20 protein-coding genes, 1 tRNA gene and 1 other RNA gene are annotated in these 26,352 nt (G+C 71.1%); 6 read left to right on the top strand and 16 right to left on the bottom strand.

Going from position 1 to position 26,352, the window contains the following annotated elements:
• Window positions 1–21 precede the first annotated feature (21 nt).
• The 4 genes from BR85_RS01615 to BR85_RS01600 all read left to right on the top strand — a co-directional run bounded on the left by BR85_RS01615 (window position 22) and on the right by BR85_RS01600 (window position 4,531).
• Window positions 22–2,601, top strand: coding sequence for a transglycosylase domain-containing protein (locus tag BR85_RS01615; protein WP_028494939.1), 2,580 nt, complete (start codon window positions 22–24; stop codon window positions 2,599–2,601).
• A 104-nt stretch (window positions 2,602–2,705) separates the two neighbouring features.
• A complete protein-coding gene (locus BR85_RS01610) occupies window positions 2,706–3,557 on the top strand; it encodes a metallophosphoesterase (protein ID WP_231478598.1) in 852 nt (283 codons plus the stop codon).
• Window positions 3,558–3,605: 48 nt separating this feature from the next.
• Window positions 3,606–3,679 (top strand) — tRNA-Pro (locus BR85_RS01605).
• A gap of 87 nt (window positions 3,680–3,766) precedes the next feature.
• Complete coding sequence (locus tag BR85_RS01600) at window positions 3,767–4,531, top strand: HAD-IIB family hydrolase (protein WP_028494938.1); 765 nt, start codon at window positions 3,767–3,769, stop codon at window positions 4,529–4,531.
• A 3-nt stretch (window positions 4,532–4,534) separates the two neighbouring features.
• On the opposite strand, the gene BR85_RS01595 is transcribed toward BR85_RS01600, so the two are convergent.
• From BR85_RS01595 to BR85_RS01560, 8 genes are all read right to left on the bottom strand, one after another.
• Entirely contained in the window at window positions 4,535–5,815 is a 1,281-nt protein-coding gene (locus tag BR85_RS01595; RefSeq protein WP_028496165.1) for an alpha-hydroxy acid oxidase, read from the bottom strand.
• A 20-nt stretch (window positions 5,816–5,835) separates the two neighbouring features.
• Entirely contained in the window at window positions 5,836–6,546 is a 711-nt protein-coding gene (locus BR85_RS01590; RefSeq protein ID WP_036272121.1) for a FadR/GntR family transcriptional regulator, read from the bottom strand.
• A 71-nt stretch (window positions 6,547–6,617) separates the two neighbouring features.
• Window positions 6,618–7,271 carry a thymidine kinase gene (locus BR85_RS01585; protein ID WP_028494937.1) on the bottom strand — a complete coding sequence of 218 codons (654 nt, stop codon included), beginning with the start codon at window positions 7,269–7,271 and terminating at the stop codon, window positions 6,618–6,620.
• Window positions 7,272–7,290: 19 nt separating this feature from the next.
• Entirely contained in the window at window positions 7,291–7,716 is a 426-nt protein-coding gene (locus BR85_RS01580) for a pyrimidine dimer DNA glycosylase/endonuclease V (RefSeq protein ID WP_028494936.1), read from the bottom strand.
• Window positions 7,717–7,721: 5 nt separating this feature from the next.
• Window positions 7,722–9,638, bottom strand: coding sequence for a DUF2207 family protein (locus BR85_RS01575; protein WP_081782636.1), 1,917 nt, complete (start codon window positions 9,636–9,638; stop codon window positions 7,722–7,724).
• A 23-nt stretch (window positions 9,639–9,661) separates the two neighbouring features.
• Window positions 9,662–11,137, bottom strand: a complete 1,476-nt coding sequence (locus BR85_RS01570) for a malate:quinone oxidoreductase (protein WP_036272120.1) — start codon at window positions 11,135–11,137, stop codon at window positions 9,662–9,664.
• A 122-nt stretch (window positions 11,138–11,259) separates the two neighbouring features.
• Window positions 11,260–12,330 carry an aspartate-semialdehyde dehydrogenase gene (locus BR85_RS01565; protein WP_028494934.1) on the bottom strand — a complete coding sequence of 357 codons (1,071 nt, stop codon included), beginning with the start codon at window positions 12,328–12,330 and terminating at the stop codon, window positions 11,260–11,262.
• Between the two features lie 280 nt (window positions 12,331–12,610).
• Entirely contained in the window at window positions 12,611–13,897 is a 1,287-nt protein-coding gene (locus BR85_RS01560; protein WP_028494933.1) for an aspartate kinase, read from the bottom strand.
• 138 nt (window positions 13,898–14,035) lie between these two features.
• Here BR85_RS01560 and BR85_RS01555 point away from each other — a divergent pair, with 138 nt between their 5' ends.
• Window positions 14,036–14,443 (top strand): hypothetical protein, encoded by a 408-nt coding sequence (locus BR85_RS01555; RefSeq protein ID WP_028494932.1) that lies wholly within the window; start codon window positions 14,036–14,038, stop codon window positions 14,441–14,443.
• Between the two features lie 32 nt (window positions 14,444–14,475).
• Here the strand turns inward: BR85_RS01555 and BR85_RS01550 are convergent, their stop codons facing one another.
• The 3 genes from BR85_RS01550 to BR85_RS01540 are packed head-to-tail and all read right to left on the bottom strand — an operon-like array spanning window position 14,476 to window position 18,174.
• Window positions 14,476–15,396: a DMT family transporter gene (locus tag BR85_RS01550; RefSeq protein ID WP_036272118.1), complete on the bottom strand. Its 921-nt coding sequence runs from the start codon at window positions 15,394–15,396 to the stop codon at window positions 14,476–14,478.
• A gap of 13 nt (window positions 15,397–15,409) precedes the next feature.
• Window positions 15,410–16,003, bottom strand: a complete 594-nt coding sequence (recR, locus tag BR85_RS01545) for a recombination mediator RecR (RefSeq protein WP_028494931.1) — start codon at window positions 16,001–16,003, stop codon at window positions 15,410–15,412.
• Window positions 16,004–16,005: 2 nt separating this feature from the next.
• On the bottom strand, window positions 16,006–18,174 hold the full coding sequence (locus tag BR85_RS01540) for a DNA polymerase III subunit gamma and tau (RefSeq protein ID WP_028494930.1): 2,169 nt from the start codon (window positions 18,172–18,174) through the stop codon (window positions 16,006–16,008).
• Between the two features lie 89 nt (window positions 18,175–18,263).
• Here BR85_RS01540 and BR85_RS01535 point away from each other — a divergent pair, with 89 nt between their 5' ends.
• Window positions 18,264–19,343, top strand: coding sequence for an NAD(P)-binding domain-containing protein (locus BR85_RS01535; protein WP_028494929.1), 1,080 nt, complete (start codon window positions 18,264–18,266; stop codon window positions 19,341–19,343).
• Between the two features lie 19 nt (window positions 19,344–19,362).
• On the opposite strand, the gene BR85_RS01530 is transcribed toward BR85_RS01535, so the two are convergent.
• The 5 genes from BR85_RS01530 to ffs form a co-directional block, all read right to left on the bottom strand.
• Window positions 19,363–21,897: a glycoside hydrolase family 65 protein gene (locus BR85_RS01530; protein WP_036272116.1), complete on the bottom strand. Its 2,535-nt coding sequence runs from the start codon at window positions 21,895–21,897 to the stop codon at window positions 19,363–19,365.
• Between the two features lie 44 nt (window positions 21,898–21,941).
• Window positions 21,942–22,673, bottom strand: coding sequence for an HAD family hydrolase (locus BR85_RS01525; RefSeq protein ID WP_028494928.1), 732 nt, complete (start codon window positions 22,671–22,673; stop codon window positions 21,942–21,944).
• An 86-nt stretch (window positions 22,674–22,759) separates the two neighbouring features.
• Complete coding sequence (locus BR85_RS01520; RefSeq protein WP_028494927.1) at window positions 22,760–23,977, bottom strand: acetate/propionate family kinase; 1,218 nt, start codon at window positions 23,975–23,977, stop codon at window positions 22,760–22,762.
• Entirely contained in the window at window positions 23,974–26,097 is a 2,124-nt protein-coding gene (gene pta / locus BR85_RS01515) for a phosphate acetyltransferase (RefSeq protein ID WP_028494926.1), read from the bottom strand. The genes BR85_RS01520 and pta overlap by 4 nt, the downstream gene beginning before the upstream one ends.
• Before the next feature lie 52 nt (window positions 26,098–26,149).
• Window positions 26,150–26,246: signal recognition particle sRNA small type (gene ffs / locus BR85_RS15090), an RNA gene on the bottom strand.
• Window positions 26,247–26,352 lie beyond the last annotated feature (106 nt).

Raw genomic sequence — 26,352 nt, 5'->3', positions numbered from 1 at the left:
ATCTCCCTTACGATCAACCCTATGCCCCAGAAGAAACGGACGGCCAGCGGTGTGCTCGGCGGACTGCTCGGTCTCGTCGGCCTGAGCGCCGTGGCCGGCGTCCTCGTCACCGCAACGGTCACCCCCGCGATCGCCGTCTCCGGCTATGCGGCATCCAGCGCGATCACGGTGTTCGACAACATGCCGAGCTACCTCGAGATCGACAAGCTCATGCTGCCGACCCAGATCTACGCCAAGGGCCAGGACGGCAGCGACGTCCGCATCGCGGAGTTCTACGACCAGAACCGCATCCCCGCGACCTTCGACAAGGTCGCGCCGGTCATGTACGACGCGATGCTCTCCAGTGAGGACAAGAACTTCTACGCCCACGGCGGCGTCGACCTGGTCGGCACGCTGAGCGCGGTCGTCAACAACGCCGTCGGCGGCAACCAGCGCGGTGGATCCTCGATCACGCAGCAGTACGTCAAGAACGTGCTGCAGCAGAACTGCGAGCTGAGCGCGAAGAACCAGGAGGAAGTGAAGAACTGCTACCTCCAGACCACGGTCGCCGAAGGCGCTGAGGGCTACCAGCGCAAGCTGCAGGAGATGCGCTACGCCATCCAGCTCGAGAAGGAGTACTCGAAGGACGAGATCCTCATCGGGTATCTCAACATCGCGCACTTCGGCGGCGTCGTGTACGGCATCGGCGCCGCGGCGCAGCACTATTTCGGCACGACCCCCGACCAGCTGACCATCGCGCAGGCGGCGACGATCGCCGGCATGGTGCAGGAGCCGAACACCTATCGCATCGACCGGCCCGCCGGGTCGACCAACGACAGCGCCGGCAACCCGATCAACAGCGCGGAGGACGGCTACAAGCTGACCCTCGACCGCCGCAACTACGTGCTCTCCCGCATGCTCGAAGACGGCAAGATCACGCAGGAGGAGCACGACGCGGCCAAGGCGCTGCCCATCGAACCGAACATCACCCAGCGCACGCAAGGCTGCACGACCGCCACCGGCGCCGAGTTCTTCTGCGACTACGTGACCTCTGTCATCAAGAACGATGAGGCCTTCGGCCCCACCCCGGAGGACCGCGCGGCCGCCCTCCGCCGCGGCGGGCTCAGGATCTACACCACCCTCGACTACGAACTGCAGGCGACGGCCCGCGAGGCCATCGGCGTCGTCCCCGGCAGCGTCGGGTACATGGACCTCGGCGCCTCCGGCATCCAGCTCGAAGTCGGCACGGGCCGCGTCCTGTCGATGGTGCAGAACCGCCCCTACGACGCCTCCGGCGGCGACGGCGTCACCACGACCGCCGTCAACTACAACGTGCGGGAGAAGAACGGCGGCGGCGGCCACTCCGCCGGCTCGACGTACAAGGTGTTCAGCCTCATCAACTGGCTCGAGCAGGGCCACTCGGTCAACGAGATGGTGAACGGTCGCGTCGGCACCAAGAAGGTGCAGACCTGCGACGGGCAGACGCAGACCGTCCAGGCGGACAACTCCGAGCAGGCGGGTCACGTCGGGAACTTCGAGAAGAGCAACGGCTACAACGGCACGGTCTACAACTTCACGAAGGACTCCCTCAACTCCGGCTTCCTGTCCATGGCGGAGAAGATCACGGTGTGCAGCACGAACCGGATCGCCATGAAGATGGGCGTCATGCTCGGTGACGGCGGGCCGCTGGACCAGACGAACTTCGCCTACAACGTCCTGGGCGACCAGGCCGTCGCGCCGATCGACATGGCTGCCGCGTACGCCGCCATCGCCGGCAAGGGCATCCTCTGCGCCCCGAAGGCGATCGACCGGGTGCTCGACGCGGACGGCGTCGATCAGCCCATCCCCGACACCAAGTGCGAGCGGGTCATGAGCGAGGCCGTCGCGGCCACCGCGGCCTACACGCTCCAGGGCGTCATGGACGGCACCGGTGTGGGCGCGAAGACCTACGACCGCACCCCCATCTTCGGCAAGACCGGTATCCACGAGTACGAGCACACCTGGATGGACGGCGCGTCCACGAAGGTCGCCACGGTCGTGTGGGTCGGGAACGTCATGGGCAAGAAGAAGCTCAACAACTACTACGAGAGCGGCTGGGTCCTCTCCCGCATCCGCAACGCCATCTGGCCGGTGATGCAGCGCGCCGCGAACGCCAGGTACGGCGGCGACGCCTTCCCCGAACCGGATGCCGGGCTCACGAAGCGCAGCTTCGTCACCCTCCCGAGCGTCATCGGGATGTCGGTCGACGACGCCCGGCGGACGCTCGAGGGCGCGGGCTTCTCGGTCACCGTCGGCGACCCCGTCGACGGCGCCGAGTCGGCCGGGACCATCGTGCAGCAGGATCCGGGCGCCGGGCGCTCCGCGGCGGGCGCGAACGTCACGATCCGTCCGAGCAACGGGCAGGGCGTCGCGGTTCCGGCCGTGAACGGGACCCCGCAGGACGCCGCCCAGCAGCTGCGCGCCGTCGGGATCACCGACGTCGAGGCCGTGTGCACCGAGAAGGCGGGCGCGCCGAAGGACGGCCAGGTCACCGGCACCTCCCCGGCCGCCGGCACGATGATCAGCCGGGGCACGAAGGTCACCGTCGCGTACGAGGCCGACAAGTGCACCGGGCGCCCGTGACGGGCGCGCCCAGGCGTCGCGGCGCCGGCCCCGCGAGCCCCTGGCTCGTCGGGGCCGGCGCCGTCGCGGCGCTCGGCGCCGGCGCTGCCGTCTGGGGCGTCGGGATCGAGCGGTACCTGTTCGCCGTCCGCCGGCACGAGCTGGCGCTGCTCCCCCGCGGCGCGGCGCCGCTGACCATCCTGCACCTCTCCGACGCGCACATGGCGCCCTGGCAGCGGTACAAGCAGAGCTGGATCGCGCGGATCGCCGACGCGGTGCAGCCCGACCTCGTGATCAACACCGGCGACAACCTCGGCCATGAGCGGGGACTCGAGGGCATCCGGCGCGCGTTCGCGCCGCTGCGCGGCATCCCGGGCCTCTACGTGCACGGATCCAACGACCGCGTCGGCCCCTCCGCCCGCAACCCGCTGAAGTACTTCTCGGGGCCCTCGCGGCACGGACGGGCCGCGCCCGGCATCGACACCGCGACGATGGACGACTTCTTCACCCATGAGCTGGGCTGGACCGACCTCGACAACACCGCGGCCACACGCGAGGTCGGCGGACTGCGCGTCGACGCGTTCGGGATCGACGACGCGCATCGCGACTGGGACGACATCCCGGCATCCCTCGCCGCGCTGGAGCGGCTCCAGGATCGCGCCGCGGCGGACCTGACGATCGGCGTGACGCACGCCCCCTACCGCCGCGTCCTGGACCGCTTCACCGACGCGGGCGCGGACATCCTCTTCGCCGGGCACACGCACGGGGGCCAGGTCCGCATCCCGTTCTCGCCGGAGGCGCTCGTCGCGAACTGCGACATCCCCCTCGATCAGGCCCGCGGACTGAGCTCCTGGACCCACGCGCAGCGGACGATCCCGCTGAACGTCAGCGCGGGCCTCGGACACTCGATCTACGCCCCCGTGCGTTTCGGGTGCCGGCCCGAGGTGTCCGTCCTCACCCTCCGGCCCACCGGGTGAGCCGATTCGTCCCGAGCGCCCGAACAGGGTAGACTCGGGGGGTTGCCACGGGGTGTGGCGCAGCTTGGTAGCGCGCGTCGTTCGGGACGACGAGGCCGCAGGTTCAAATCCTGTCACCCCGACAACGGAGAGGCTCCGTCCCCGGTCTGCGAAGGCCGGGGACGGGGCCTTTCGCATCGTCGCAGACCGGAACCCGATCAGGAGCAGCAATGACCACTCCCCGCCTCGTCGCCTTCGACCTGGACGACACGCTCGCCCCCTCCAAGAGCGCCATCGCGCCGCGCATGGGCGAACTGCTGGTCGCGCTGGCCGAGCGGGTCGAGGTCGCGATCATCTCCGGCGGCCAGCTCGCACAGTTCCAGAAGCAGGTCGTGGATCGCCTGCCGGCGGCGGGCACCGCCGTCCTCCACCACATCCACCTGCTGCCGACCTGCGGAACGCAGTACTACCGGATCACCGGCGACGGCGTGGAGACCGTCTACGCGCACGCGCTCACCGACGACGAGAAGACCCGCGCCCTGACCGCCGTCGAGGAGGAGGCGCGCCGCCTCGGACTCTGGGAGTCGGAGACGTGGGGCGACATCCTCGAGGACCGCGGCTCGCAGATCACGTTCTCCGCGCTCGGCCAGAGCGCACCCGTCGACGCGAAGATGGCGTGGGACCCGACGGGCGAGAAGAAGAACACCCTGCGCGAGGCCGTGCAGGCCCGCATCCCCGACCTGGAGGTGCGCTCGGGCGGATCCACCTCGGTGGACATCACCCAGCGCGGCATCGACAAGGCGTACGGCATGCGGCAGCTCGCCGACCAGACCGGCATCGCCCTGGACGACATGCTCTTCGTCGGCGACCGCCTCGACGAGAACGGCAACGACTACCCCGTCCTCGCGATGGGCGTCACCTGCCACGCGGTCACCGGGTGGGAGGACACGATCTCCTATCTCGAGGAGCTCGTGCCCACCCTCCCGGTGCGCTGAGCGTCAGCCCTTCGCGGCGACCTGGCGCGGCCGGGCGGCGTGCGCGGCCGGGACCGCCACAGGGCTGAGCCGCTGCAGCTGCGTCACATGGCGCGGTTCGAGCTCCTCGAGGCTCGAGACGCCGAGCAGCTTCATGGTGCGCTCGATCTCGCTGCGCAGGATGGCGATCGTGCGGTCGACGCCGCGGCGCCCGCCGGCCATCAGGCCATAGAGGTAGGCGCGCCCGATGAGCGTGAACTTCGCGCCGAGCGCGACGGATGCCACGATGTCGGCGCCGTTCATGATGCCGGTGTCGATCATCACGGTGGCGTCCTTGCCGACCTCACGCACGACGTGCGGGAGGAGGTGGAACGGGATCGGCGCGCGGTCCAGCTGCCGGCCGCCGTGGTTGGACAGGATGATGCCGTCCACACCCAGGTCCACGAGGCGCTTGCTGTCCGCGATGTTCTGCACACCCTTGACGACGATCTTCCCGGGCCAGAGGCTGCGGATGACCTCGAGGTCGTCGTAGCCGATGGTCGGGTCCATCGCGGCATCCAGCAGCTCGCCGACCGTGCCGCCGGTCGTGGTGAGGGAGGCGAACTCCAGCTTCGGCGTCGTGAGGAAGTCGATCCACCACCACGGGCGCGGGATGGCGTTGACGATCGTGCCGACCGTCAGCTGCGGCGGAATGGAGAACCCGTTGCGCTTGTCGCGCAGCCGGGCCCCCGCGACGGGGGTGTCCACGGTGAACATGAGCGTGTCGAAACCGGCCTCGGCGGCGCGCTTGACGAGCCCGTAGGAGATCTCCCGGTCGCGCATGACGTACAGCTGGAACCAGTTGCGGCCGTGCGGGTTGGCGGCGCGGACATTCTCGATCGACGTGGTCCCGAGCGTGGAGAGCGTGAACGGGATGCCGGCGGCCGCGGCGGCGCCCGCTCCGGCGATCTCGCCCTCGGTCTGCATGAGACGCGTGAAGCCGGTCGGAGCGATGCCGAACGGCAGCGCCGAGCGGCCGCCCAGGATCTCCGTGGACATGTCGACGCTCGCGGCGGGTCGCAGGATGTCGGGGTGGAACTCGATGTCCTCGAAGGCCTGCCGGGCCCGCGCGAGCGACAGCTCGCCCTCGGCGGCGCCGTCGGTGTAATCGAACGCGGCCTTCGGGGTGCGGCGCTTCGCGATCGTGCGGAGATCGGCGATCGTGAGCGCGCCCTCCAGGCGGCGCTTCGTGCCGTCGAGCTCGGGCTTCTTGAACTGCATGAGCTCGAGGAGCTCGCCGACCTTGGGCAGCTGGCGCTGAACCATGGTGATCCTTCCGTGAGGGGTCACTCGGCCGAGAGACCGGTGGCCGCGTAATAGCCGGTGATGTGCGCGCGGACGCGCTCGCGGGCGGTGTCGGGCTCCCCCGCCGTGATCGCCTCGATGATGCCGTGGTGCTCGTGGACGAGGCGCGCCGCGGTGGCGTCCCAGTCGGTCAGGCGCTGCGACCCGGTGAGCACGTACCCCTCGATCGCGGTGCGGAGACCGCCCATCGTCGCCGCGACGATCTGGTTGCCGGTGGCATCGGCCAGGCGCACATGGAACTGGGAATCGAGGGCGAGGAACTCCTCCGTCGTGACGCCGTCCTCGCTCATGGCCTGCAGGGTGGCGAGCGCCTCGGCGAGCTCGGGCTCGTCGGTCTCGGCGAGACGCCCGACGGTCCAGTCCTCGAGCAGGAGACGGGTCTCCACGACATCGCCGATGGGGAAGCCCTGCGCGGCGACCTGGAGTCGCAGGAACTGCGAGAGCCCGCCGAGCGGTGTCGCCACGATGATGGCGCCCGACGTAGGCCCCGATCCCGTCCCGGTGCGGATGAGGCCCATGACCTCCAGGACGCGCAGCGCCTCGCGGACGCTCGAGCGCCCGACGCCGAGCGTCGTGGCGAGTTCGCGTTCGGGCTGCAGCCGGTCGCCCGGCCCGAGCTTCCCCTCGAGGAGGTCGTTCTCGATCTTCTCGAGCACGACACGCCAGGCCCGTGCGGTGGTCTGCGGTGACATGCGCTTCCCTTCGTCTGCTGTCGGACCACACTAGTCGCCATGGTCTGACCTTGCAAACGGCTGAAGGATGGCTACCGGAGGCGTCCGCCCGATTCGCTCAGGTAGCAGTCCGCGCACATCGACTCGTAGGTGACGCGGTCGGGGCTCAGCTCGTCGATCGCGACCTGGTCGCCGTCGAAGACGAACCGGCCCCCGACGAGCCGGGCGTTGAAGAGCGCCTTGCTGCCGCAGCGGCAGATGGTCTTGAGCTCCTCCAGACTGTGCGCGATCTCGAGCAGTCGCGCGGAACCGGGGAAGGCGCTGGTCTGGAAATCGGTGCGGATGCCGTAGGCGATGACCGGGATGCCGTCGTTCACGGCGATGCGCAGCAGATCGTCGACCTGCGCAGGCATCAGGAACTGCGCCTCGTCGATGAGGAGGCATGCGACGTCGGGACGTGAGCCGCTGGGCACCGGATCGGGGATGAGCGCACTGTCGGACTCCCGGCGGACACGGGCACGATGCGTCGTGAACAGCGCGCGGAGGTCGGCATCCGGGGCCACGAGGAAGTCGACGGTGCGTTCGACGCCCAGGCGGCTCGCGATCTTGTCGGCGCCCTTGGTGTCGATCTCGGGCTTGGCCAGCAGCACCCGCTGCCCGCGTTCCTCGTAGTTGTAGGCCGCCTGCAGCAGGGCCGTGGACTTCCCGGAGTTCATCGCGCCGTAGCGGAAGTACAGTTTGGCCACCGATCGATTCTAGGGCCCCTCAGGGCCGCTCCCACCCCTCGATCCCGCCGGGCACCTCGACGAAGGACGGCGCGGGCGCGGCGACCTCCGGCAGCCGGGGCAGCCAGAGCGGCGCGCGCTCGGCCACCTTGCGGCGCAGGTGCGCCAGCTCGTACTCCAGCTGCCCGGAGGTCACCGGGACGGCGGGGTTCGCGGCATCCGGGCGCGCGATGCGCGTGGTGTCGAAGCGGTACCCCCGCGCGGTCGCCTCCGCCTGCAGCGCCTGCAGGAAATGCCCGATGGCGGCCGGCGGATCCTCCACCTGCTGGAAGCGGTGGAGCTGCGGATGGCGGGTATACCCCTTCGTCCCGCCGGCGAGCACCTTCTGCGCGAGCAGCCCCTCCCGCCAGCACGCCACAAGCGCGGCGCGGTCGAGAATCGACGGGTGCAGCGACCAGAGTCTCATTCGCGTCAGCGGCCGCCGATGCCGCCGCCGCCTCCCCCGCCGCCGGAGAACCCGCCCCCGAAGGACCCGCCGGACGAGGACCATCCGCTGCTCGACGAACTCCACGACGACCCGGATCCGCTCGAGGTCGACACCGGCGTCGCGGCGAGGCGTCCCACCGAGGACGACGCGTCGGCGAGCGAGCGCGACGACAGCGCATCGAAGAGACCTGTTCGCGCCTCGAGCCGGTCAGTGGGCAGCTGCGCACGGATGACGGCTGCCCACTCCTCCTCCATCCCGAACAGGACGGCATAGGGCAGCAGGCGCTCGTAGACGTTGACCACCGTGCCCGGTGCCTCGTCGCCGAAAGAGCGCCGGCCGGAGGAGACGAGGTCGGCGGTGCGCGGCGTCTGCGCGGCGCGCAGGCGTTCCTCCTCGGCGAGGCGCAGGTACTCGCGGATGCCGTCGAGCTCGTGCGCATGCATGCCCCCGGCGACCGTCAGCACCGTCGCCGGCATCGGCACCGCGAACGAGGCGATGACGGCGAGGACGCAGGCCAGGAACGCCGCGGCGAGGAAGGGGAACGGGATGACGTCGACGTCGGCAGCGCCGAACAGCAGCAGCGCGCCGAGGACCACGGCGCCGACGCCGATCCCCCACCGCAGGCCCTCCACCCACCCGGGCCGGGCCGCGCGGTACCCGCGCTGGATCGTGAACTCGTCGATGCGCCGCACATACGTGACCGCCCGCTTGGGCGCGGCGCTCGCGAAGGTCTTCAGGGCGATGCGGGAGCCGGGCTTCGACTTCCGCCCGAACAGCGTCTGCACGACCCGCTTGTCGTCGTGGTCGAGACCGCTGACGTCCGTGAGGACGAGGTCGAAGTCCTCCGGGGCGTCGCGGTCGCCCGTGCCGTGGATCTCGAGCTTGTCCCGCACGGCGAGGTCGACGGTGTGGGCGGCGAGCGCCCGGGCGGGCACGTCCAGGACGCCGGCCGACAGGGTGAGCGACTCGTCCTCTGCGGGCCAGTACTGCACGAGGACAGGGTTGTCGTCGGGGTTCCGGCGCAGGCGTGCGCGGACGAGGAGGATGAGCGGCAGCCCCAGCACGCCGACCGCGATCCCGAGCACGGGGACGATCCACTGCCACCACGGGTACGGCGGAGGCGGAGGGGGGCTCGCCGCCGCGAAGGCGCCGACGGTGAAGCCGAGCGCGACCGAGACGTTCTCGTCTGCGGCGAGCGGGCCCGCCTGCACCGTGAACGCGACGGCGCCGGCCGCGGACGCGCCGTGCCAGGCCGCCCAGGAGGCGGCGTCGTAGGACCAGTCGCCGTCCGGCTCGGGACCCGCGAGCTCGCAGACGTCCGTCGAGCCTTCCGGACCCTCGTAGCAGGAGGCGCTGCCCTCGAGGTAGTCGCGCGCGACCGTGCCCGTCAGGTGCACCGTGATGTCCGCATCCGCCACGTCCTGCGCGTGATCGGTGCCGACGGTGTCCCAGTAGAACTCGTCGGCCTGCGTGTCGGGATACCGGATGACGACGTCGCTCATCGTGTAGCGGAAGGTGTAGCTGTGGCGGCCCTGCACGTAGTCGTCGTCGCCGGTGAGGACGTACACCCAGTCCTCGTCCTCCTCGGTCCACCACGGGACGGCGGCGCCCTCTGGACCGGAGACCTCGAGCACCTGGGTGTCCAGGTCGATGCCGGACTGCGTCTTCGGCAGCGCGCGGACGAGGCCCTTGTTCTGGTCGGCATCCGGGAAGAGTGCGACCATCGTCTCCTCGACGTACAGCTGGGCTTTCCCGGTGGTCGCGCGGCTCAGGTAGTAGTCGCCCGTGAACGACTCGAACTCGAAGTCGTCGACGTCGGCGTGCGCGACGCCCGCGGGCACGAGGACGAACAGGAGCGCGACGACCGCCGCGAGGAGTGCCGGCATCCGTCGAGAGCGCATGACTCCCAGGCTAGACGGTGGGCTCAGGCGTTGATCGCCAGTGCCTCCGCCGTCGCGGCGACCGACTGCCGGGCCTTCTCCGCGTCACCGTTGAGCGTCTCGCCGTAGCTCGGGATGAGCTCGGCGAGAGCCGGCCCCCACTCGGCGACGCGGTCCGGGAAGCAGGTCTTCAGGAGGCCGAGCATGATGGAGACGGCCGTCGAGGCACCCGGCGAGGCGCCGAGGAGACCGGACATGGTGCCGTCGGCGGAGGTGACGACCTCGGTGCCGAATTGGAGCACGCCGCCCTTCTCGGGGTCCTTCTTCATGACCTGCGCGCGCTGACCGGCCTGGATGAGCTCCCAGTCCTCGTCCTTCGCGGTCGGCATGAAGGTGCGGAGCGCGTCGACCTTCTTCTTGTGGTTCTTCAGCAGCTCGCTGACGAGGTAGCTGATGAGGCTCGGGTTGTCGAGGGCGACCTTGATCATGGGCCAGAGGTTGCCGGGGCGCACCTGCGCGACGATGTCGGTGAGCCGGCCGTGCTTGAGGAACTTGGGGCTGAAGGTCGCGAAGGGACCGAACAGGAGCGAGGACTCCCCGTCGACGACGCGGGTGTCCAGGTGCGGCACCGACATGGGCGGCGCGCCGACGGAGGCCTGCGAGTACACCTTGGCCTTGTGCTGCGCCACGACGGCCGGGTTCGCGGTCTTCAGGAACTGGCCGCCGATCGGGAAGACGCCGTAGCCCTTGATCTCCGGGATGCCGGAGCGCTGCAGTAGCTTGATGGCCCAGCCGCCCGCGCCGACGAAGACGAAGCGCGCGTTGAAGCTCCCCGGGGTCTTGCCGAGGGCGTTGCGGTAGGCGACCTTCCAGGTGCCGTCCTTCTGCTTCGTGAGGTTGCGCACCTCGCAGTTGGTGACGACGTCGACGCCCTGCTCCTGCAGGTGGTCGAAGAGCTGACGGGTCAGCGCACCGAAGTCCACGTCTGTGCCGGCCGGCACGCGCGTCGCGGCGAAGGGCTCGTCGGTCTTGCGGCGCTTCTGCATGAGCAGCGGCGCCCACTGGTTGATGACCCGGGAGTCCTCGGAGTACTCGATGCCCTGGAACAGCGGCTGGGTCTTCAGCGCCTCGTAGCGCTTCTTGAGGTACGCGACGTCCTTCTCGCCCTGCACGAACGTCATGTGCGGGGTGGCGCTGATGAAGGTGGACGGCTCATCGAGGATGCCGCGCTCGATGAGCGAGGCCCACAGCTGACGGCTCTGCTGGAACTGCTCGTTGATCGCGACGGCCTTGGCGGGGTCGACGGAGCCGTCCTTGCCCTCGGGCATGTAGTTCAGCTCGCAGAGGGCCGCGTGGCCGGTGCCGGCGTTGTTCCAGGCGTTGGAGGATTCCTGCGCCACCTCGGAGAGGCGTTCGCAGACGACGATCTTCCAGTCCGGCTGCAGTTGCTTGAGCAGGGTTCCGAGGGTGGCGCTCATGATGCCACCGCCGATCAGGGCGACGTCGACTGTCTCACTCACAATGTTCCAGTCTAGGCGCCGATTCAGGGGCGGCCGACCGGAGAGCGGGTCGGCGGAGCGTCAAGGAACGCGCTTCTTGCCAGGGGGCAAGGTCCGCGTCGGTCGTCCCGCCGAACGTCGGGTCAGACGCCCGCGCCGAGACGGGCGGCGACGAGCTCGGCGATCTGCACGGCGTTCAGGGCCGCGCCCTTGCGCAGGTTGTCGTTGCTGAGGAACAGCACGAGGCCCTTGCCCTCGGGGGCGGACTGGTCGGCGCGGATGCGGCCGACGAAGCTCGGGTCCTTGCCGGCGGCCTGCAGCGGCGTCGGCACCTCCTCGAGGGTGACGCCGGGAGCGCCGGCGAGCAGCTCGCGGGCGCGCTCGGGGCTGATCTCACGCGCGAACTCGGCGTGGATCGACAGCGAGTGGCCGGTGAAGACGGGGACCCGCACACACGTGCCGGCGACGCGGAGGTCGGGGAGCTCGAGGATCTTGCGGCTCTCGTTGCGGAGCTTCTTCTCCTCGTCGGTCTCGTTGAGGCCGTCCTCGACGAGGTTGCCGGCGAACGGGATGACGTCGAACGCGATCGGCGCGACGTACTTCTCGGGCTGCGGGAACTCGACGGCGGAGCCGTCGTGCACGAGGCGGAGGGTGTCGCCCTGCGCGAGCACGCCCTCGACCTGGCCGAGGAGCTCCTGCGCGCCGGCGATGCCCGAGCCGGAGACGGCCTGGTAGGTGCTCACGATGAGGCGCTCGAGGCCCGCCTCGGCGTGGAGGGGCTTCAGGACCGGCATGGCGGCCATGGTCGTGCAGTTCGGGTTCGCGATGATGCCCTTGGGCAGGTCCAGGATCGCGTGCGGGTTGACCTCGCTCACGACCAGGGGAACCTCGGGGTCCATCCGCCACGCGCTGGAGTTGTCGATGACGACGGCGCGGGCCTCGGCGAAACGGGGCGCGTGCGCACGGGAGCCCGTCGCCCCGGCGGAGAACAGCGCGATGTCGATGCCTGCGGGGTCGGCGGTCGCGACATCCTCGATGATGACGGTGTGCCCGGCGAACTCGACGGCCGTGCCCGCGGAGCGGGCCGTGGCGAACAGGCGCAGCTCGCCGATCGGGAACGCGCGCTCGATGAGGATCTCCCGCATGACCGTCCCGACCTGGCCGGTGGCGCCGACGACGGCGACGGAGAGTCCGGAATCGGAGATACGGGTCATGGCGGTGTCCTTGCGGTGGAGCGGGGAGGGTGCCCGATCGGGCGTTCCCGCGATTCTACCGGCCGCCGGATGCCGGCATCCCCTCTGTTGCAGGCCGCGACTGCCGCATCCCGGCGCTTTCCTGCCGGTCCGGGCAGCGCCGCGGCTCAGGCGATCTGCCGGGCTCAGGCCGATCCGCGCGGAATCCGCCTGATCCGGGCTGATCGCCGGACTTCGGCGAGCCGGGCGCGCCGGCCCCGAGCGCGGCGCAGCGAGCCGGGCGCGCCGGCCCCGGACGTGGTCAGCGGCCGGTGCCGGCGTAGACGACGGCCTCGGTGTCGCCGTCCAGGCCGTACGCCGTGTGCACGACCCGCGCGGCCTCGGCGAGGTCGTCGCCGCGGACGACGACGGAGATGCGGATCTCCGAGGTCGAGATCATCTCGATGTTGACGCCCGCCGTGGACAGCGCCTCGAAGAGGGTCGCCGAGACGCCGGAGTGCGTGCGCATCCCGGCCCCCACGACGGAGAGCTTGCCGATCTGGTCGTCGTGCACGAGGCTCTCGAACCCGACGTCGGCCTGCTCGCCGGCGAGGGCCCGGAGCGCCGTGGCGGCGTCGGCCTTGGGCAGCGTGAAGGAGATGTCGGTGCGGCCGGTGGCGGCGGCGGAGACGTTCTGCACGATCATGTCCACGTTCGCGCCGGACTTGGCGACGACCGTGAAGATCTCGGCCGCCTTGCCGGGCACGTCCGGGACGCCGATGATCGTGATCTTGGCCTGGCTGAGGTCGGTGGCGACACCGGCGACGATCGGCTCTTCCATGGTCGATTCCTCTCCGAGGTCCGGCGCCGTCATCCCGGGTCCGAGCACGTACGTGCCCTGCCCCGAGCTGAAGGTCGACCGGGCGTTGATCATGACACCGTGCCGGCGGGCGTATTCGACCGCACGGATGTACAGGACTTTGGCGCCGTTGGCGGCGAGTTCGAGCATCTCCTCGGCGGAGATGACGTCGAGCTTGCGGGCCCTCGGCACGACGCGGGGGTCGGCGGTGTAGATGCCGTCGACGTCGCTGTAGATCTCGCACACGTCCGCCTCGAGTGCGGCGGCGAGGGCGACGGCGGTCGTGTCCGACCCGCCGCGGCCGAGGGTGGTGATGTCGCGGGTGTCGCGGTTGAAGCCCTGGAACCCGGCGACGATGACGATGGCGCCCTCATCGAGCGCCTCGCGGAGGCGGACGGGGGTGACGTCGACGATGCGCGCCGCGCCGTGCGTGGCATCCGTGATCATGCCGGCCTGGCTGCCGGTGAAGGAGCGCGCCTCGAAGCCCATCGAGTGGATGGCCATGGCCAGGAGCGCCATCGAGATCCGCTCGCCGCTGGAGAGCAGCATGTCGAGCTCGCGCGGCGCGGGGATGGGGGCGACCCGGGCGGCGAGGTCGAGCAGCTCGTCGGTGGTGTCGCCCATCGCGCTGACGGCCACGACGACGTCGTGCCCTGCGCGACGCGTGTCGACGATGCGCTTCGCGACGCGTTTGATGCTCTCGGCGTCGGCGACCGACGACCCGCCGTATTTCTGGACGATCAGCGCCACGTGTGCGACTCCCGGATGATGGCCGGCACGCTGAGGCCGGCGGGCGGGCGGATGCCGCACCCGAAGGACCATTCTACGGAGCCGCGGATTCCGGCGATGCCATGTGTCAGGATCCGGCACTCGGCGTACCGTGGAGGTATGAGCACCCACGTCGACGAGATCTGGAACCGAGCGCTCGACCTCGACTCCCCCGCCGCGGCGACGCACCCGGGCGATGCCGCGCTGCTGACGGTCCTCACCTTCCACGGCCTCGTGATGGACGGCGGGCTGCTGAACGCGGTGGAGCTGCACATGAACGACGACGTCTACCCCGTGGATGCCGTCGTGGACGCCTACCGCTTCTTCGGGCTGGAGGACGCCGGCGGCGCCATCGACAACGCCGTGCTCGAGCTGCGCGAGCGGGCGAGCGACGAGGACGGCGAGGACGACGAGGACGCCGCCGAGGAGCGCATCGACGCGACGTACACGCTCGACGACACCGACGTGGAGGACGCGCTCCGCGTCGTCCTCACGAACGACCCGGACGCGTTCGCGCCGCTCGGCTGAACGGAGCGGCCGGCCGGGTGGGCGCCGACCGGTCAGACCGCGGGCGGCAGTTCCGGGGGTCGGCGCGGCCGGAGTCGGCCGCCGGTCGCGGCGAGCCAGCATCCGGCGATCACGAGCGGGAGGCCGAGGAGCAGGCCGGTCGTGAGGTGCTCGCCGAGGAGGAGCACGCCCAGCAGGATTGCGACGATCGGGTTCACGTAGGTGAACAGCGGCGCGCGCACCGGACCGACCTCGCCGATGAGGGCGAAGAAGGCGACGAAGGCGACGGCGGTGCAGAGCACGCCGAGGGCGACGAGCGACAGACCGCTGCGCAGCGTCGGCGGCTCCTGCGGCGTGAGCAGCGCGATGGGGAGGTAGGCGATCCCGACGGCGAGGAGCGAGACCGTGATGCTGCCCAGGGAGGGAACGCCGGCCAGCTTCGTCGCGATGATGAACGGCGCGATGGCGTAGAGGAGCGCGACGAGCAGCACCTCCCCGACGGCGAGAAGCGCCGCCGGGTCGCCGCCCACGGCGAGCCCCGGCCCGGAGACGATGACGGCGACGCCGGCGAATCCGGTGAGGAGGCCGATCGCGCGAAGGGGCGAGAGCGCGGTGCGGTCGCCGCGGAGGAGCGCGATGATGGCGGCGAAGAGCGGGACGGTCGCCACGAGCAGCCCCGTCGTCCCGGACGGGAGGGTCTGCTCGGCGTGGCCGAGGAGGACGAACGGGCCGGCCATCTCGATGGCGCCGAAGGCCAGCACCCACGGCCAGAGCCAGAGCGCGGGCCGGAGCGCGCGGCGGTGCAGCGCGATGGGCAGCAGGATGAGTCCACCCAGGAGCGTCCGCCCCGCGACGACGGCGGCGGGCGAGAACGTCTCGACGGACTCCTTGATCAGCAGGTACGGCACGCCCCAGAGCAGGGCCATGGCGCCGTAGAGCAGCCAGCCCCGTCCGGAGACGGTCGTACCGGGCATCAGACGGCGCGCATCAGACGCTGCGGCGTCCCTCGAACGCGCGGCCGAGGGTGACCTCGTCGGCGTACTCCAGGTCGCCGCCGACCGGCAGCCCCGACGCGAGGCGGGTGACCTTGATCTCAAGGGTGTGCAGCAGGCGGCTGAGATAGGTCGCCGTCGCCTCCCCTTCGAGGTTGGGGTTGGTGGCGATGATGACCTCCTGCACGCGGCCGTCGGCGAGGCGCTGCATCAGCTGGGTGATGCGCAGGTCGTCGGGACCGATGCCGGCGATCGGGCTGATCGCGCCGCCGAGCACGTGGTAGAGACCGCGGAACTCGCGGGTCCGCTCGATCGCCGAGACATCCTTGGCGTCTTCGACGACGCAGATGAGCGTGTCGTCGCGGCGCGGGTCGCGGCAGATGCCGCAGCGGTCCTGCTCGGAGACGTTCCCGCAGATCTCGCAGAACCGCACGCGTTCGCGCAGCTCGCCGAGCAGCGTCGCGAGCCGGGAGACGTCGAACGTCGGCGTCTGCAGGATGTGGAAGGTGATGCGCTGCGCCGACTTCGGGCCGACGCCGGGGAGGCGCCCGAACTCGTCGATCAGGTCTTGGACGATGCCGTCGTACATGGCTAGCTGAACCTCGTCGTCGGCGCGGTGTAGGGCTCCTCGCGGACGAAGGTCGCGCCGAGCACCTGCCGGACCACGGCCTCGCCGACGCGTTCGATGCCGCCGCGGCGGGGCGCGCGGGCGGGCGGGCGCTCGACGGCGGGGCGTTCGACGGCGACCGGGGCGCGCGCGGGGATGGGCGCGTCGTCGTCCGGGGGCGGCGGGACGTCCTCCTCGTCGTCCGGCGCCTCGTCGGGGAGCGGGATGATGTCGCCCTCGCGCGGCAGGGTGAGCGTGCGGACGGGGGCGGACTCGGCCTCCTCCGGCTCGTCGTCGACGGCGAGCGGGGCGGCCGCCGCCCGCGCTGCGTCGGCCGTGAAGGATGCCGCGGGCGCGTCGTCGGAGGTCGGGATCGGCGCGACGGCCCACTCGGTGACCGGTGCCGCGGCGGCCGCGGACGGCGCCGGAGCGGCGGAGCGGCGCGAGGCCGCGGGTGCGGCGGACGGACGGGACGCTGCGCCCGGGCGCGGTCCGGTGCCTCCGGCGGGCGCGGCGGGACCGGAGCCGCCGCCGGAGCCGCCGCCCGGGCCGCCGGACGGCGGCGGGGTCGGGTCGGAGTCGTGCTTGGCGACGTACTTGACGCGGACGCCGAGGACGGAGTGGATCGCGCCGCGCAGGTCTTCGCTCGGCCCTTGACCGGCATTGAGCTTCTTGAACGCCGTGACGTCGGCCTGGCTCTGGAACGACAGCGTCAGCACCCCGGCGTCGGAGTAGGCGACGGGGCGCGCAGCGGTCGCGATCATCCACGAGGAGCGGCTGACAGGCTCCAGGCGGTTCAGGATCTCCGGCCACGCGTCGCGGATCTGCTCGAACGTGATGGGTCCGGTCGGGACCGGGGCGGGTGCGGGCTCGGCGGGTGCCTCCGCGGCCGGGATGGCGGTCGCCGCACCCGAGGCCCCGATCCCCGGTGAGCCGGAACCGGCAGCGACGGGCGCCGGAGTCTCCGGTGTGTGCGCAGCGGGGGCGCGTGGCGGCGATGTCGGGGCGGACACGGCCGCGGCAGGCGCCGGCGCAGCGACCGGCGCCGCGCCCTCACCTCCGGCGAGCACGCGCGCCACGAGCAGCTCGAGCTGCAGCCGCGGCGACGTGGCCCCGGTCATGTCGTCGAGCGTCGCGACGACGAGGTCGGCGATGCGGGACAGCCGGTCGGTGCCGAACGCGGCCGCCTGACGGCCCATGCGGTCGAGCTCGTCCGCCGTGATGCCGCGGAACACGGCGGCGGCGCCGGCGCCGGTCGCCGAGACGATGATGAGGTCGCGGAGCCGCTCCAGCAGGTCGTCGACGAAGCGGCGCGGATCCTGCCCGGTCTGCACGACGCGGTCCACGGCGGAGAACGCGGCGGCCGCGTCGTGGGCGCCGAACGCATCGACGACCTCGTCGAGGAGCTCGGCATGCGTGTAGCCGAGGAGGGCGACGGCGCGCTCGTACTTGACGGCGCCGTCCTCCGATCCGGCGATCAGCTGGTCCAGGAGCGACAGCGTGTCGCGGGGCGACCCGCCGCCCGCGCGCACGACGAGCGGCAGGACGCCGGGCTCGACCTGCACGTTCTCGGTGCGGCAGAGCTGCTCGACGTACTCGAGCATGGGGCCCGGCGCGACGAGGCGGAACGGGTAGTGGTGGGTGCGGGAGCGGATGGTCCCGATGACCTTCTCGGGCTCGGTCGTCGCGAAGATGAATTTGACGTGGTCCGGCGGCTCCTCGACGAGCTTCAGCAGCGCGTTGAAGCCCTGAGCCGTGACCATGTGCGCCTCGTCGAGGATGAAGATCTTGAACCGGTCGCGGGCGGGGGCGAAGATCGCGCGCTCGCGGAGATCACGTGCGTCGTCGACGCCGTTGTGCGACGCGGCGTCGATCTCCACGACATCCAACGATCCCCCGCCGCCGCGGCTGAGCTCCACGCAGCTGTCGCAGGTGCCGCACGGGGTATCGGTCGGCCCGGCGGCGCAGTTCAGGCACCGCGCGAGGATGCGCGCCGAAGTCGTCTTGCCGCAGCCGCGCGGGCCGGAGAAGAGGTAGGCGTGCCCCACCCGGTCGCCGCGCAGCGCGGTCATGAGCGGCTCGGTCACCTGCGACTGCCCGATCATCTCGCCGAACGTCTCGGGACGATAGCGGCGGTACAGGGCGGTGGTCACGACACCAGACTACGGCGTGCCGCCGACATCGCGCCCGCCGCGGAGCAGGCCCCGGGAACACGTCCCGCCGCCGCGGCGTTGCACCCCGTGTGCAGCCCGCCCCCGTCGACGTCGCCGTGATCGGCGCCGGTCAAGCGGGGCTCTCCGCCGCGTACCATCTACGCCGGCGCGGTTTCGTCCCGGCGTCCCCGACAGACCCGTCGTTCATCGTCCTCGACGCCGACGCCGCCCCCGGCGGGGCGTGGCAGCACCGCTGGGCGTCCCTGCGGATGGGGACGGTCAACGGCATCCACGAGCTGCCCGGCGCACCCGTCCCTCCCGCCGATCCGCACGCGTCCAGCCGCGACGTCCTGCCCGCCTACTTCGCCGACTACGAGGAGCGCCACGATCTGCGGGTGCTCCGGCCGGTCACCGTCTCGGCGGTGCGGCGCCTCGACGACTCGCCGTCCGGGCGCCTCCTCGTCCAGTCCGACCAGGGCGCGTGGGCCGCGCGCTACGTGATCAACGCCACGGGCACCTGGCGGCGGCCCTTCTGGCCGCACTATCCCGGTCAGGAGCGGTTCGCCGGCCGGCAGCTGCACGTGCACGACTATGTGTCGGCCGACGAGTTCGCGGGGCTCCGCGTCGTCATCGTGGGCGCCGGCATCTCCGCCGTGCAGCTGCTCGAGGAGATCTCGCGCGTGGCCGACACGTTCTGGGTCACCCGCCACGAGGTCGTGTGGGACGCGACGGAGTTCGACACCGCGGCCCGCGTCGCCGCCATCGCCGGCGTCGAGGAGCGGGTGCGCCGCGGGCTGCCGCCGGGGAGCGTCATCTCGGTGACCGGACAGCACTGGACGCCGTGGGCGCAGGCCGCTCAGGACCGGGGCGTGCTGGTGCGGCATCCGATGTTCGCCGCGATCGAAGAGCACGGCGTGCGCATGCCCGACGGCACCGTCGAACCGGCCGACGTCATCCTCTGGGCCACCGGGTTCCGGCCGGACATCGCCCACCTCGCCCCGCTCGGGCTGCGCACCGCAGCAGGCGGCATCCGGGTCGCGAACGGGCGCGCGATCGACGAGCCGCGCCTGTTCCTGATCGGCTACGGCCCGTCGCAGTCCACGGTCGGAGCGAACCGCGCCGGGCGCGACGCGGCCCGCGCGGTCGTCGCCGAGTCCGTGCCCGCCTGACGGCGGACCGCCGGCGCGATCAGGCGTCCACGCCGAGGTGGCTCACGTCGCCGCCGACGATGGGGATCGCCGCCGTCACGATCGGGATGCTCGTCGTCGTGGTCGGCACGGAGGCCGACAGCAGCGTGCCGTCCTCCCGCAGCGACTCGCCGATATCGCCGAGCGTCGGACGGCCGGGCAGCACGGGCCCCTGGCCATCGAGCCTCACGACCACCGTCTCGCCGGGGGCGATGACGTGGTCCTCGCCGCGCACCGAGAAGGAGACGGGCTCACCCTCCTCCCCCGCGATGATCGTCAGCGCGTCGCGCGTGACGCCGACCCGCAGCGGCGTGCCGTGCCAGTGCAGCGTGTACGACAGCGACGGCCAGTCCGCGGGCAGACGCGGGTCGAACGTCAGGGCGCCGAAGTAGTCGCGCATGCCGCCGAAGCCGGAGACCAACGCCGTCCACACACCGCCGGCGGACGCGACGTGCACGCCGTCGGAGGAATTGTGGTGCAGGTCGCCGAGGTCGACGAAGAGCGACTCGTGGAAGTACTCCAGCGCCAGATCCTGGTACCCGACCTCCGCCGCGAGGATCGACTGCACGACGGCCGACAGCGTCGAGTCGCCCGTCGTGAGCGGGTCGTAGTACTCGAAGTCGGCGAGCTTCTCCTCGGGCGTGAAGTGGTTGCCCTGCAGGAACAGGGCCAGCACGACGTCGGCCTGCTTGAGGACCTGGTAGCGGTAGATCACGAGCGGGTGGAAGTGCAGCAGCAGGGGATGCTGTTCCGGCGGGGTGCTCTCCAGGTCCCACATCTCGCGCTCGAGGAAGACGGCATCCTGCGGGTGGATGCCGAGGGCTTCGCTATACGGGATGTGCATGGCGTCGGCGGCGGCGTCCCACGCCTCGGCTTCGGACGGGTCGAGATCCAGTCGCTGGACGGCATGCCGGTACGCCTCGGGCGCGTCGCGCTGCATGTCCCGGATGACGTGCGCTGCGAAGCGCAGGTTGAACCGCGCCATGACGTTCGTGAACAGGTTGTCGTTGACGACGGTCGTGTACTCGTCGGGGCCGGTGACGCCATGGATGTGGAAGCTGTCGGGTCCGGTCTCGGAGTAGCGCCAGAACCCGAGCGTCGCCCACAGGCGCGCGGTCTCCACGGCGATGTCGACGCCCTCGCGGTGGAGGAACTCCTCGTCCCCCGTCGAACGCACGTACTTCGCGAGCGCGAAGGTGACGTCGGCGTTGATGTGGTACTGCGCGGTGCCGGCGGCGTAGTACGCCGAGGCCTCCTCGCCGTTGATCGTGCGCCAGGGGAAGAGGGCCCCCGCCTCGTTGAGCTGACCGGCCCGCTTGCGGGCCGCCGGCAGCATCAGGTGGCGCATGCGCAGCGCGTTGCGCGCCCACAGCGGCGTCGTGTACATGAGGAACGGGAGCACGTAGATCTCGGTGTCCCAGAAGTAATGGCCGCTGTACCCCGACCCGGACAGGCCCTTGGCCGGGACGCCCAGTCCGTCGGCGCGCGCCGCGGCCTGCGCGAGCTGGAAGAGGCACCAGCGCGTCGCCTGCTGCAGGTCGTCGTGACCGCCGATCTGCACGTCGGAGCGGTTCCAGAAGTCCGCGCACCACGCGGCCTGCCGGTCGAACTGCGCCTGCACACCCTGGTCGCGGACGCGGTCCAGGGCCCGCCGGCCCCGGTCGACGAGTTCGCGGGCCGGCACGCCGCGGGAGGTGTGGTAGCTCACGGTCTTCGTGACGGTGATGGGGACGCCCGCCTTGGCCTGCGCACGGAAGACGTTCTTGGCGATGTCGGCCTCGATCAGCGTGCGGTGGTCGTACTCGTTCTCGGTCTCGATCTGGTGGTCGGCGACGACGGCGATCGACATCCCGGATGCCGCCACGCGGTAGGACAGCGCGGTGCGCGGGCCGTCCTGCCAGAACTCCTGCGGCAGCAGGACGCGGTCCTGGATGCGCTCCGCCTTCCGCGGGTCGAATCCCGCCTTCGACAGGTGGGGGGCGGTCCCGCCGTACACGTCGGCGCCGTCCTGCCGGTTGATGATCTGGCAGTTGACGGTGACCGGGGCGTCCGCGTTGAGCACGGTCACCGTCACGCTCATGACGACGAGGTGCTTCTCCTCGAACGAGACCATGCGGCGCATCTCCATGGAGACGTCCTTGCCGCTCGGGGTCGTCCAGCGCATGTGCCGGGTGAGCACGCCCTCCCGCATGTCGAGGACGCGCTCGTACTCGCGGATGTCCGAGGTGTCGAACGCGAACGGCTCGTCCTCGATGTACACCCGCATCACCTGGGCGTCGGGGGCGTTGATGATCGTCTGCCCCTCCTCGGCGAACCCGTACGCCTGCTCGGCGTGGCGGATGGGGAACGTCTCGTGGAAGCCGTTGATGAAGGTGCCGTGCTCGTGCGCGTGGCGACCCTCCGGCTGGTTGCCGCGCAGGCCCAGGTAGCCGTTGCCGATCGCGAAGAGGGTCTCCGTCAGGCCGACGTCCTCCAGCGACGGGCGCGTCTCGATGAGACGCCACGGATCGACGGGGAAGCGATCGCGATCGATCATGTGCGGCCTCTCGGGTGGCTCGGGAACGGTCAAGCTCGGGAAGATCAGGAGACGAACGCGGCCAGATCGTCCACGACGACGTGCGCACCGCTGGCGATCAGGGTCGCGGCGCCGACGCCGCGGTCGACGCCCACGACGAGGCCGTAGCCGGCGGCCGCGGCGGACTGGACGCCGGAGTGCGCGTCCTCGACGGCGACGCTGCGGGCAGGGTCGACCCCCAGCATCCGGGCGGCCTCCCGGAAGACGTCCGGCGCGGGCTTGGACGGGAGGTTCTCGTTCTCCGCGATCACGCCATCCATGACGACCGGGAAGCGGTCGCGGATGCCGGCGGCGCGCAGCACCTCTTCGGCGTTCTTCGAGCTCGACACGACGGCGATCGGGACGCCGGCGGCCTGCAGCTTCTCGACGAGCGCGAGCGAGCCCGGGTAGGGCGCGATCCCCTCGTCGCGGAGCACCCGCTCGAAGACGACGTTCTTGCGGTTGCCGATGCCGCAGACGGTGTCGGCGGTCGTCGGATCGGACGGCTCGCCCCACGGCACCTCGACGTCGCGGGAGCGCAGCAGGCTCGCGACGCCGTCGTAGCGCTTCTTCCCGTCGAGGTAGTCGAAGTAGTCGCGCTCGGTGTAGGCGGGGGTGATCCCCCAGTCGGTGAAGAGCTCGGTGAACATCGCCTGCCACGCGTGCATGTGCACTTCGGCGGTGGGGGTGAGCACGCCGTCCAGGTCGAAGAGGACGCCGTCGTACGTGGTCAGATCGGGGAGTTCGTCGGCTGTCACGGTCCCAGCGTAGTCGCGTGCCGGGAGTACGGACGAAGCCGCCGACCCGATGCCGGGCGCGTGCCGAGAGGCGTCGGAGGAGGGCGTCACGCTCCCGCGACGGAGAGGGTCTGCCGGGCGATCTCGAGCTCTTCGTTCGTGGGGACGACGAGCACCGTGACGGGCGAGTCATCCGTCGAGATCGTGCGGATGCCGCGCCCCCGGGCATCGTTGCGCTCGGCGTCGAGATGGACGCCGGCGAAGCCGAGGGTCTCCAGCGCGGCGGCGCGGACGACGGCGGAGTTCTCGCCGACGCCCGCCGTGAAGGAGATGACGTCCACGCCGCCGAGCTGCGCGATGTAGGCGCCGAGGTACGCCCGGATGCGGTGGATGTACACGTCGAATGCGAGCGAAGCGGGGCCGTCCCCGGCGGCGCGGCGGTCTTCGATGTCGCGCATGTCGGACGCGCCGGCGAGACCCAGCATGCCGCTGCGCTTGTTCAGGAACGTGTCGAGCTCGCCCGGGGACATGTCCTCGCGCCGGGAGAGGACGAGCAGCACCGACGGGTCGAGGTCGCCGGACCGGGTGCCCATAACGAGGCCCTCGAGCGGGGTGAGGCCCATCGACGTCTCGACGGACCGCCCGCGGTCGATCGCGGTGACGGACGCCCCGTTGCCGAGGTGCAGCACGATCTGCCGGAGCTCCCGCAGCGGGCGCCCCACGTGGGCGGCGGCGGCTTCGCTGACGAACTTGTGGCTCGTGCCGTGGAAGCCGTAGCGGCGGATGCGGTGCTTCCGCGCGATCGTCCGGTCGATGGCGTACGTGTAGGCCGCCGGCGGCAGGGTCTGGTGGAACGCGGTGTCGAACACGGCGACGTGCGGCAGGTCGGCGAACGCGGCACGGGCGGCGCGGATGCCCTGCACGGCCCCGGGATTGTGCAGCGGGGCGAGCACCGACAGGTCGTCGATGTTGATCTCGACGAGGTCGGTGATGAGCGTCGGCTGGAAGAACCGTGCGCCGCCCTGCACGACCCGGTGGCCGATCGCGACCGGCGGGGTCTCGGTGAGCGAGGGCCCGTGCGCGGCGAACGCATCGAGCATCACCTGGAACCCGACGGCGTGGTCGGGGATGGGGAGCTCGCTCTTGTACGTGGCATCCGTCGCGGTGACGCCTGCGCCGTGGAAGAGCACCGTGTGCTTGGCGGCGCCCACCTGCTCGCCGATGCGCTCGACGAGCCCGCTCGCGAGCGCCGTCTCGGTCTCGACGTCGATCAGCTGGTACTTGAACGAGGACGACCCGCTGTTGATGACGAGCACGACTCTCATGCGGATGCCTCTTCCTGGGCCTGGATGGCCGTGATCGCGATCGTGTTGACGATGTCCTCGACGAGTGCGCCGCGGGACAGGTCGTTGATCGGCTTGTTGAGGCCCTGCAGGACGGGACCCATCGCGACGGCGCCCGCGGAGCGCTGCACCGCCTTGTACGTGTTGTTGCCGGTGTTCAGGTCGGGGAAGACGAACACGGTCGCCCGTCCCGCGACGGCCGAGTCGGGCATCTTCGCCTTCGCGACGGCGGCGTCGGCTGCGGCGTCATACTGGATGGGCCCCTCGACGAGCAGCTCGGGCGCGCGTTCGCGGACGAGCACGGTCGCGGCGCGGACCTTCTCGACCTCGGCGCCGGACCCGGACTCCCCCGTCGAGTACGACAGCATCGCCACGCGCGGGTCGATCCCGAACTGGCTGGCCGTGGCGGCGGAGGAGATCGCGATGTCGGCGAGCTGCTCGCTCGTCGGATCGGGGATGACGGCGCAGTCGCCGTAGACCAGCACCCGGTCGGCGAGCGCCATGAGGAAGACGCTGGAGACGACGGAGACGCCCGGCTTGGTCTTGATGATCTCGAACGCGGGCCGGATGGTGTGCGCCGTCGTGTGCGCGGCGCCGGAGACCATCCCGTCGGCGAGGCCCAGGTGCACCATGAGGGTGCCGAAGTACGACACGTCGGTCACGGTGTCGGCGGCCTGCGCGAGCGTGACGCCCTTGTGGGAGCGGAGGCCCGCGTACTCCGCCGCGAACCGCTCGACGTATTCGGGGTCGAACGGGCTCAGCACCTGCGCGGCCTGCAGGTCGATGCCCAGCTCCCCGGCGCGGGCGCGGACGTCGGCCTCCTCGCCGAGGATCGTGATGTCGGCGACGCCGCGGGCGAGGACCGTGGCGGCGGCGCGGAGCACCCGGTCGTCGGTGCCCTCGGGCAGGACGATCCGCTTGCGGTGCGCGCGGGCGCGTTCGATGAGCTGGAACTGGAACATCAGCGGCGTGACGACGTCGGCGCGCGCGATGCCGATCCGCCGGAGCAGATCGGTCGTGTCGACGTTCTGCTCGAAGAGGGCCAGCGCGGTGTCGTACCGGCGCTGCGAGTCGGCGGCGAGACGCCCGCGGGTCGTCATGATGCGCCGCGCCGTCTCGTAGGTGTCCAGGTCGGTGGAGAGGATCGGGAGCGGCGATTCGAGACCGTCGATGAGCCGGTCCACTGGTTCGGGCAGCGGGAACGGGCCGTTCAGGGCGATGGCGGAGATCGACGGGAAGGTGCCCGACGAGTTGGCGAGCAGGGTCGCCAGCAGCACGTCGGTGCGGTCGGCGGCGATCGTCACGATCGAGCTCTCCTCCAGGCGCGGCAGCACGTTGTTCAGGGACATGCCGGCCACCACGACGTGCAGCACCTCGCGGGTCAGCAGCTCCTCGTCGCCCTTGAGGAGGGTGGCATCCAGTGACCGCATGATGTCGCGGACCGACGGCGCGACGAGGTATTCGTCCTCCGGGACCGCCCAGACGCCGATGTCGCCGCCGGCGGGCGGGGCCACGACGGCCGCGACGTGCTCCACGATCTCGGCGCGGCGCGCGGGGAGGCTGCGGTTGACGATGACGGCGAACAGGCGGGCGCGCTCGTGCGACATCTCGGTGAGGGCGAGCGTCGCGAGCTGTCCGATCTGCTCGGGGGTGCGTCCGCCCGTGTCGCCGATGTGGTCGCCCTCCGCCGGCTGACCGGAGAGGACGAGCAGGACGGGGGCCCCGAGGTTCGCCGCGATGCGGGCGTTGTAGCCGAGTTCGGCGGGGCTGCCGACATCCGTGTAGTCGCTGCCGACGATCACGACGGCGTCGCACTGCGCCTCGACCGCCTTGTACCGTTCGACGATCTTCCCGAGGGCGGCATCCGGGTCGGCGCGGACCTCGTCGTACGTGGCGCCGATGCACTCGTCGTACCCGAGGTCGACGCCGTCGTGGTCCAGCAGCATCTCCAGCACGTAGTCGCGCTGGTCGGTGGACCGGGCGATGGCGCGGAAGACGCCGACACGCGGCGTCGCGTGGCTGAGCGAGTCGAGGACCCCGAGGGCGATGGTGGACTTCCCGGAATGACCTTCGGACGACGTGATGTAGATGCTCTGAGCCACCCGCCCAGCCTAGGCGCGGGCCGCCGAGGGCGGACCGGAAGGCACCGGGGAAAAGTAAGACTCTCCGCGAACCCGACAGAGCCCGGTTACCCTTGCTACGTTTCCGTCCTGGGGGAGTTGGCCGAGATGCCGCCTCGCGGAGAGCTGACACAAGTCTAGCCGACTCACAGACCTGGGCCGCCCCGACGGGGCTAGCATCGAAGGGCGAGCGCGAGGACGCGCCGCCGATCGCACGTGACGGACCAGGGGGGCCGC

Origin of the sequence: Microbacterium sp. UNCCL10 (assembly GCF_000746195.1) — a bacterium.
Lineage (GTDB): Bacteria > Actinomycetota > Actinomycetes > Actinomycetales > Microbacteriaceae > Microbacterium > Microbacterium saccharophilum.
Note: the sequence above shows the minus strand (reverse complement) of the source record. Positions and strands in the feature narration are given on the sequence as shown.

Bases quoted from the DNA above. Each gene is read 5' to 3' on its own strand.
- BR85_RS01615 (WP_028494939.1), top strand. From the start codon at position 22: ATGCCCCAGAAGAAACGGACGGCCAGCGGTGTGCTCGGCGGACTGCTC.
- BR85_RS01600 (WP_028494938.1), top strand. From the start codon at position 3,767: ATGACCACTCCCCGCCTCGTCGCCTTCGACCTGGACGACACGCTCGCC.
- BR85_RS01595 (WP_028496165.1), bottom strand. From the start codon at position 5,815: ATGGTTCAGCGCCAGCTGCCCAAGGTCGGCGAGCTCCTCGAGCTCATG.
- BR85_RS01590 (WP_036272121.1), bottom strand. From the start codon at position 6,546: ATGTCACCGCAGACCACCGCACGGGCCTGGCGTGTCGTGCTCGAGAAG.
- BR85_RS01580 (WP_028494936.1), bottom strand. From the start codon at position 7,716: ATGAGACTCTGGTCGCTGCACCCGTCGATTCTCGACCGCGCCGCGCTT.
- BR85_RS01575 (WP_081782636.1), bottom strand. From the start codon at position 9,638: ATGCGCTCTCGACGGATGCCGGCACTCCTCGCGGCGGTCGTCGCGCTC.
- BR85_RS01565 (WP_028494934.1), bottom strand. From the start codon at position 12,330: ATGACCCGTATCTCCGATTCCGGACTCTCCGTCGCCGTCGTCGGCGCC.
- BR85_RS01555 (WP_028494932.1), top strand. From the start codon at position 14,036: ATGAGCACCCACGTCGACGAGATCTGGAACCGAGCGCTCGACCTCGAC.
- BR85_RS01550 (WP_036272118.1), bottom strand. From the start codon at position 15,396: ATGCCCGGTACGACCGTCTCCGGACGGGGCTGGCTGCTCTACGGCGCC.
- recR (WP_028494931.1), bottom strand. From the start codon at position 16,003: ATGTACGACGGCATCGTCCAAGACCTGATCGACGAGTTCGGGCGCCTC.
- BR85_RS01530 (WP_036272116.1), bottom strand. From the start codon at position 21,897: ATGATCGATCGCGATCGCTTCCCCGTCGATCCGTGGCGTCTCATCGAG.
- BR85_RS01520 (WP_028494927.1), bottom strand. From the start codon at position 23,977: ATGAGAGTCGTGCTCGTCATCAACAGCGGGTCGTCCTCGTTCAAGTAC.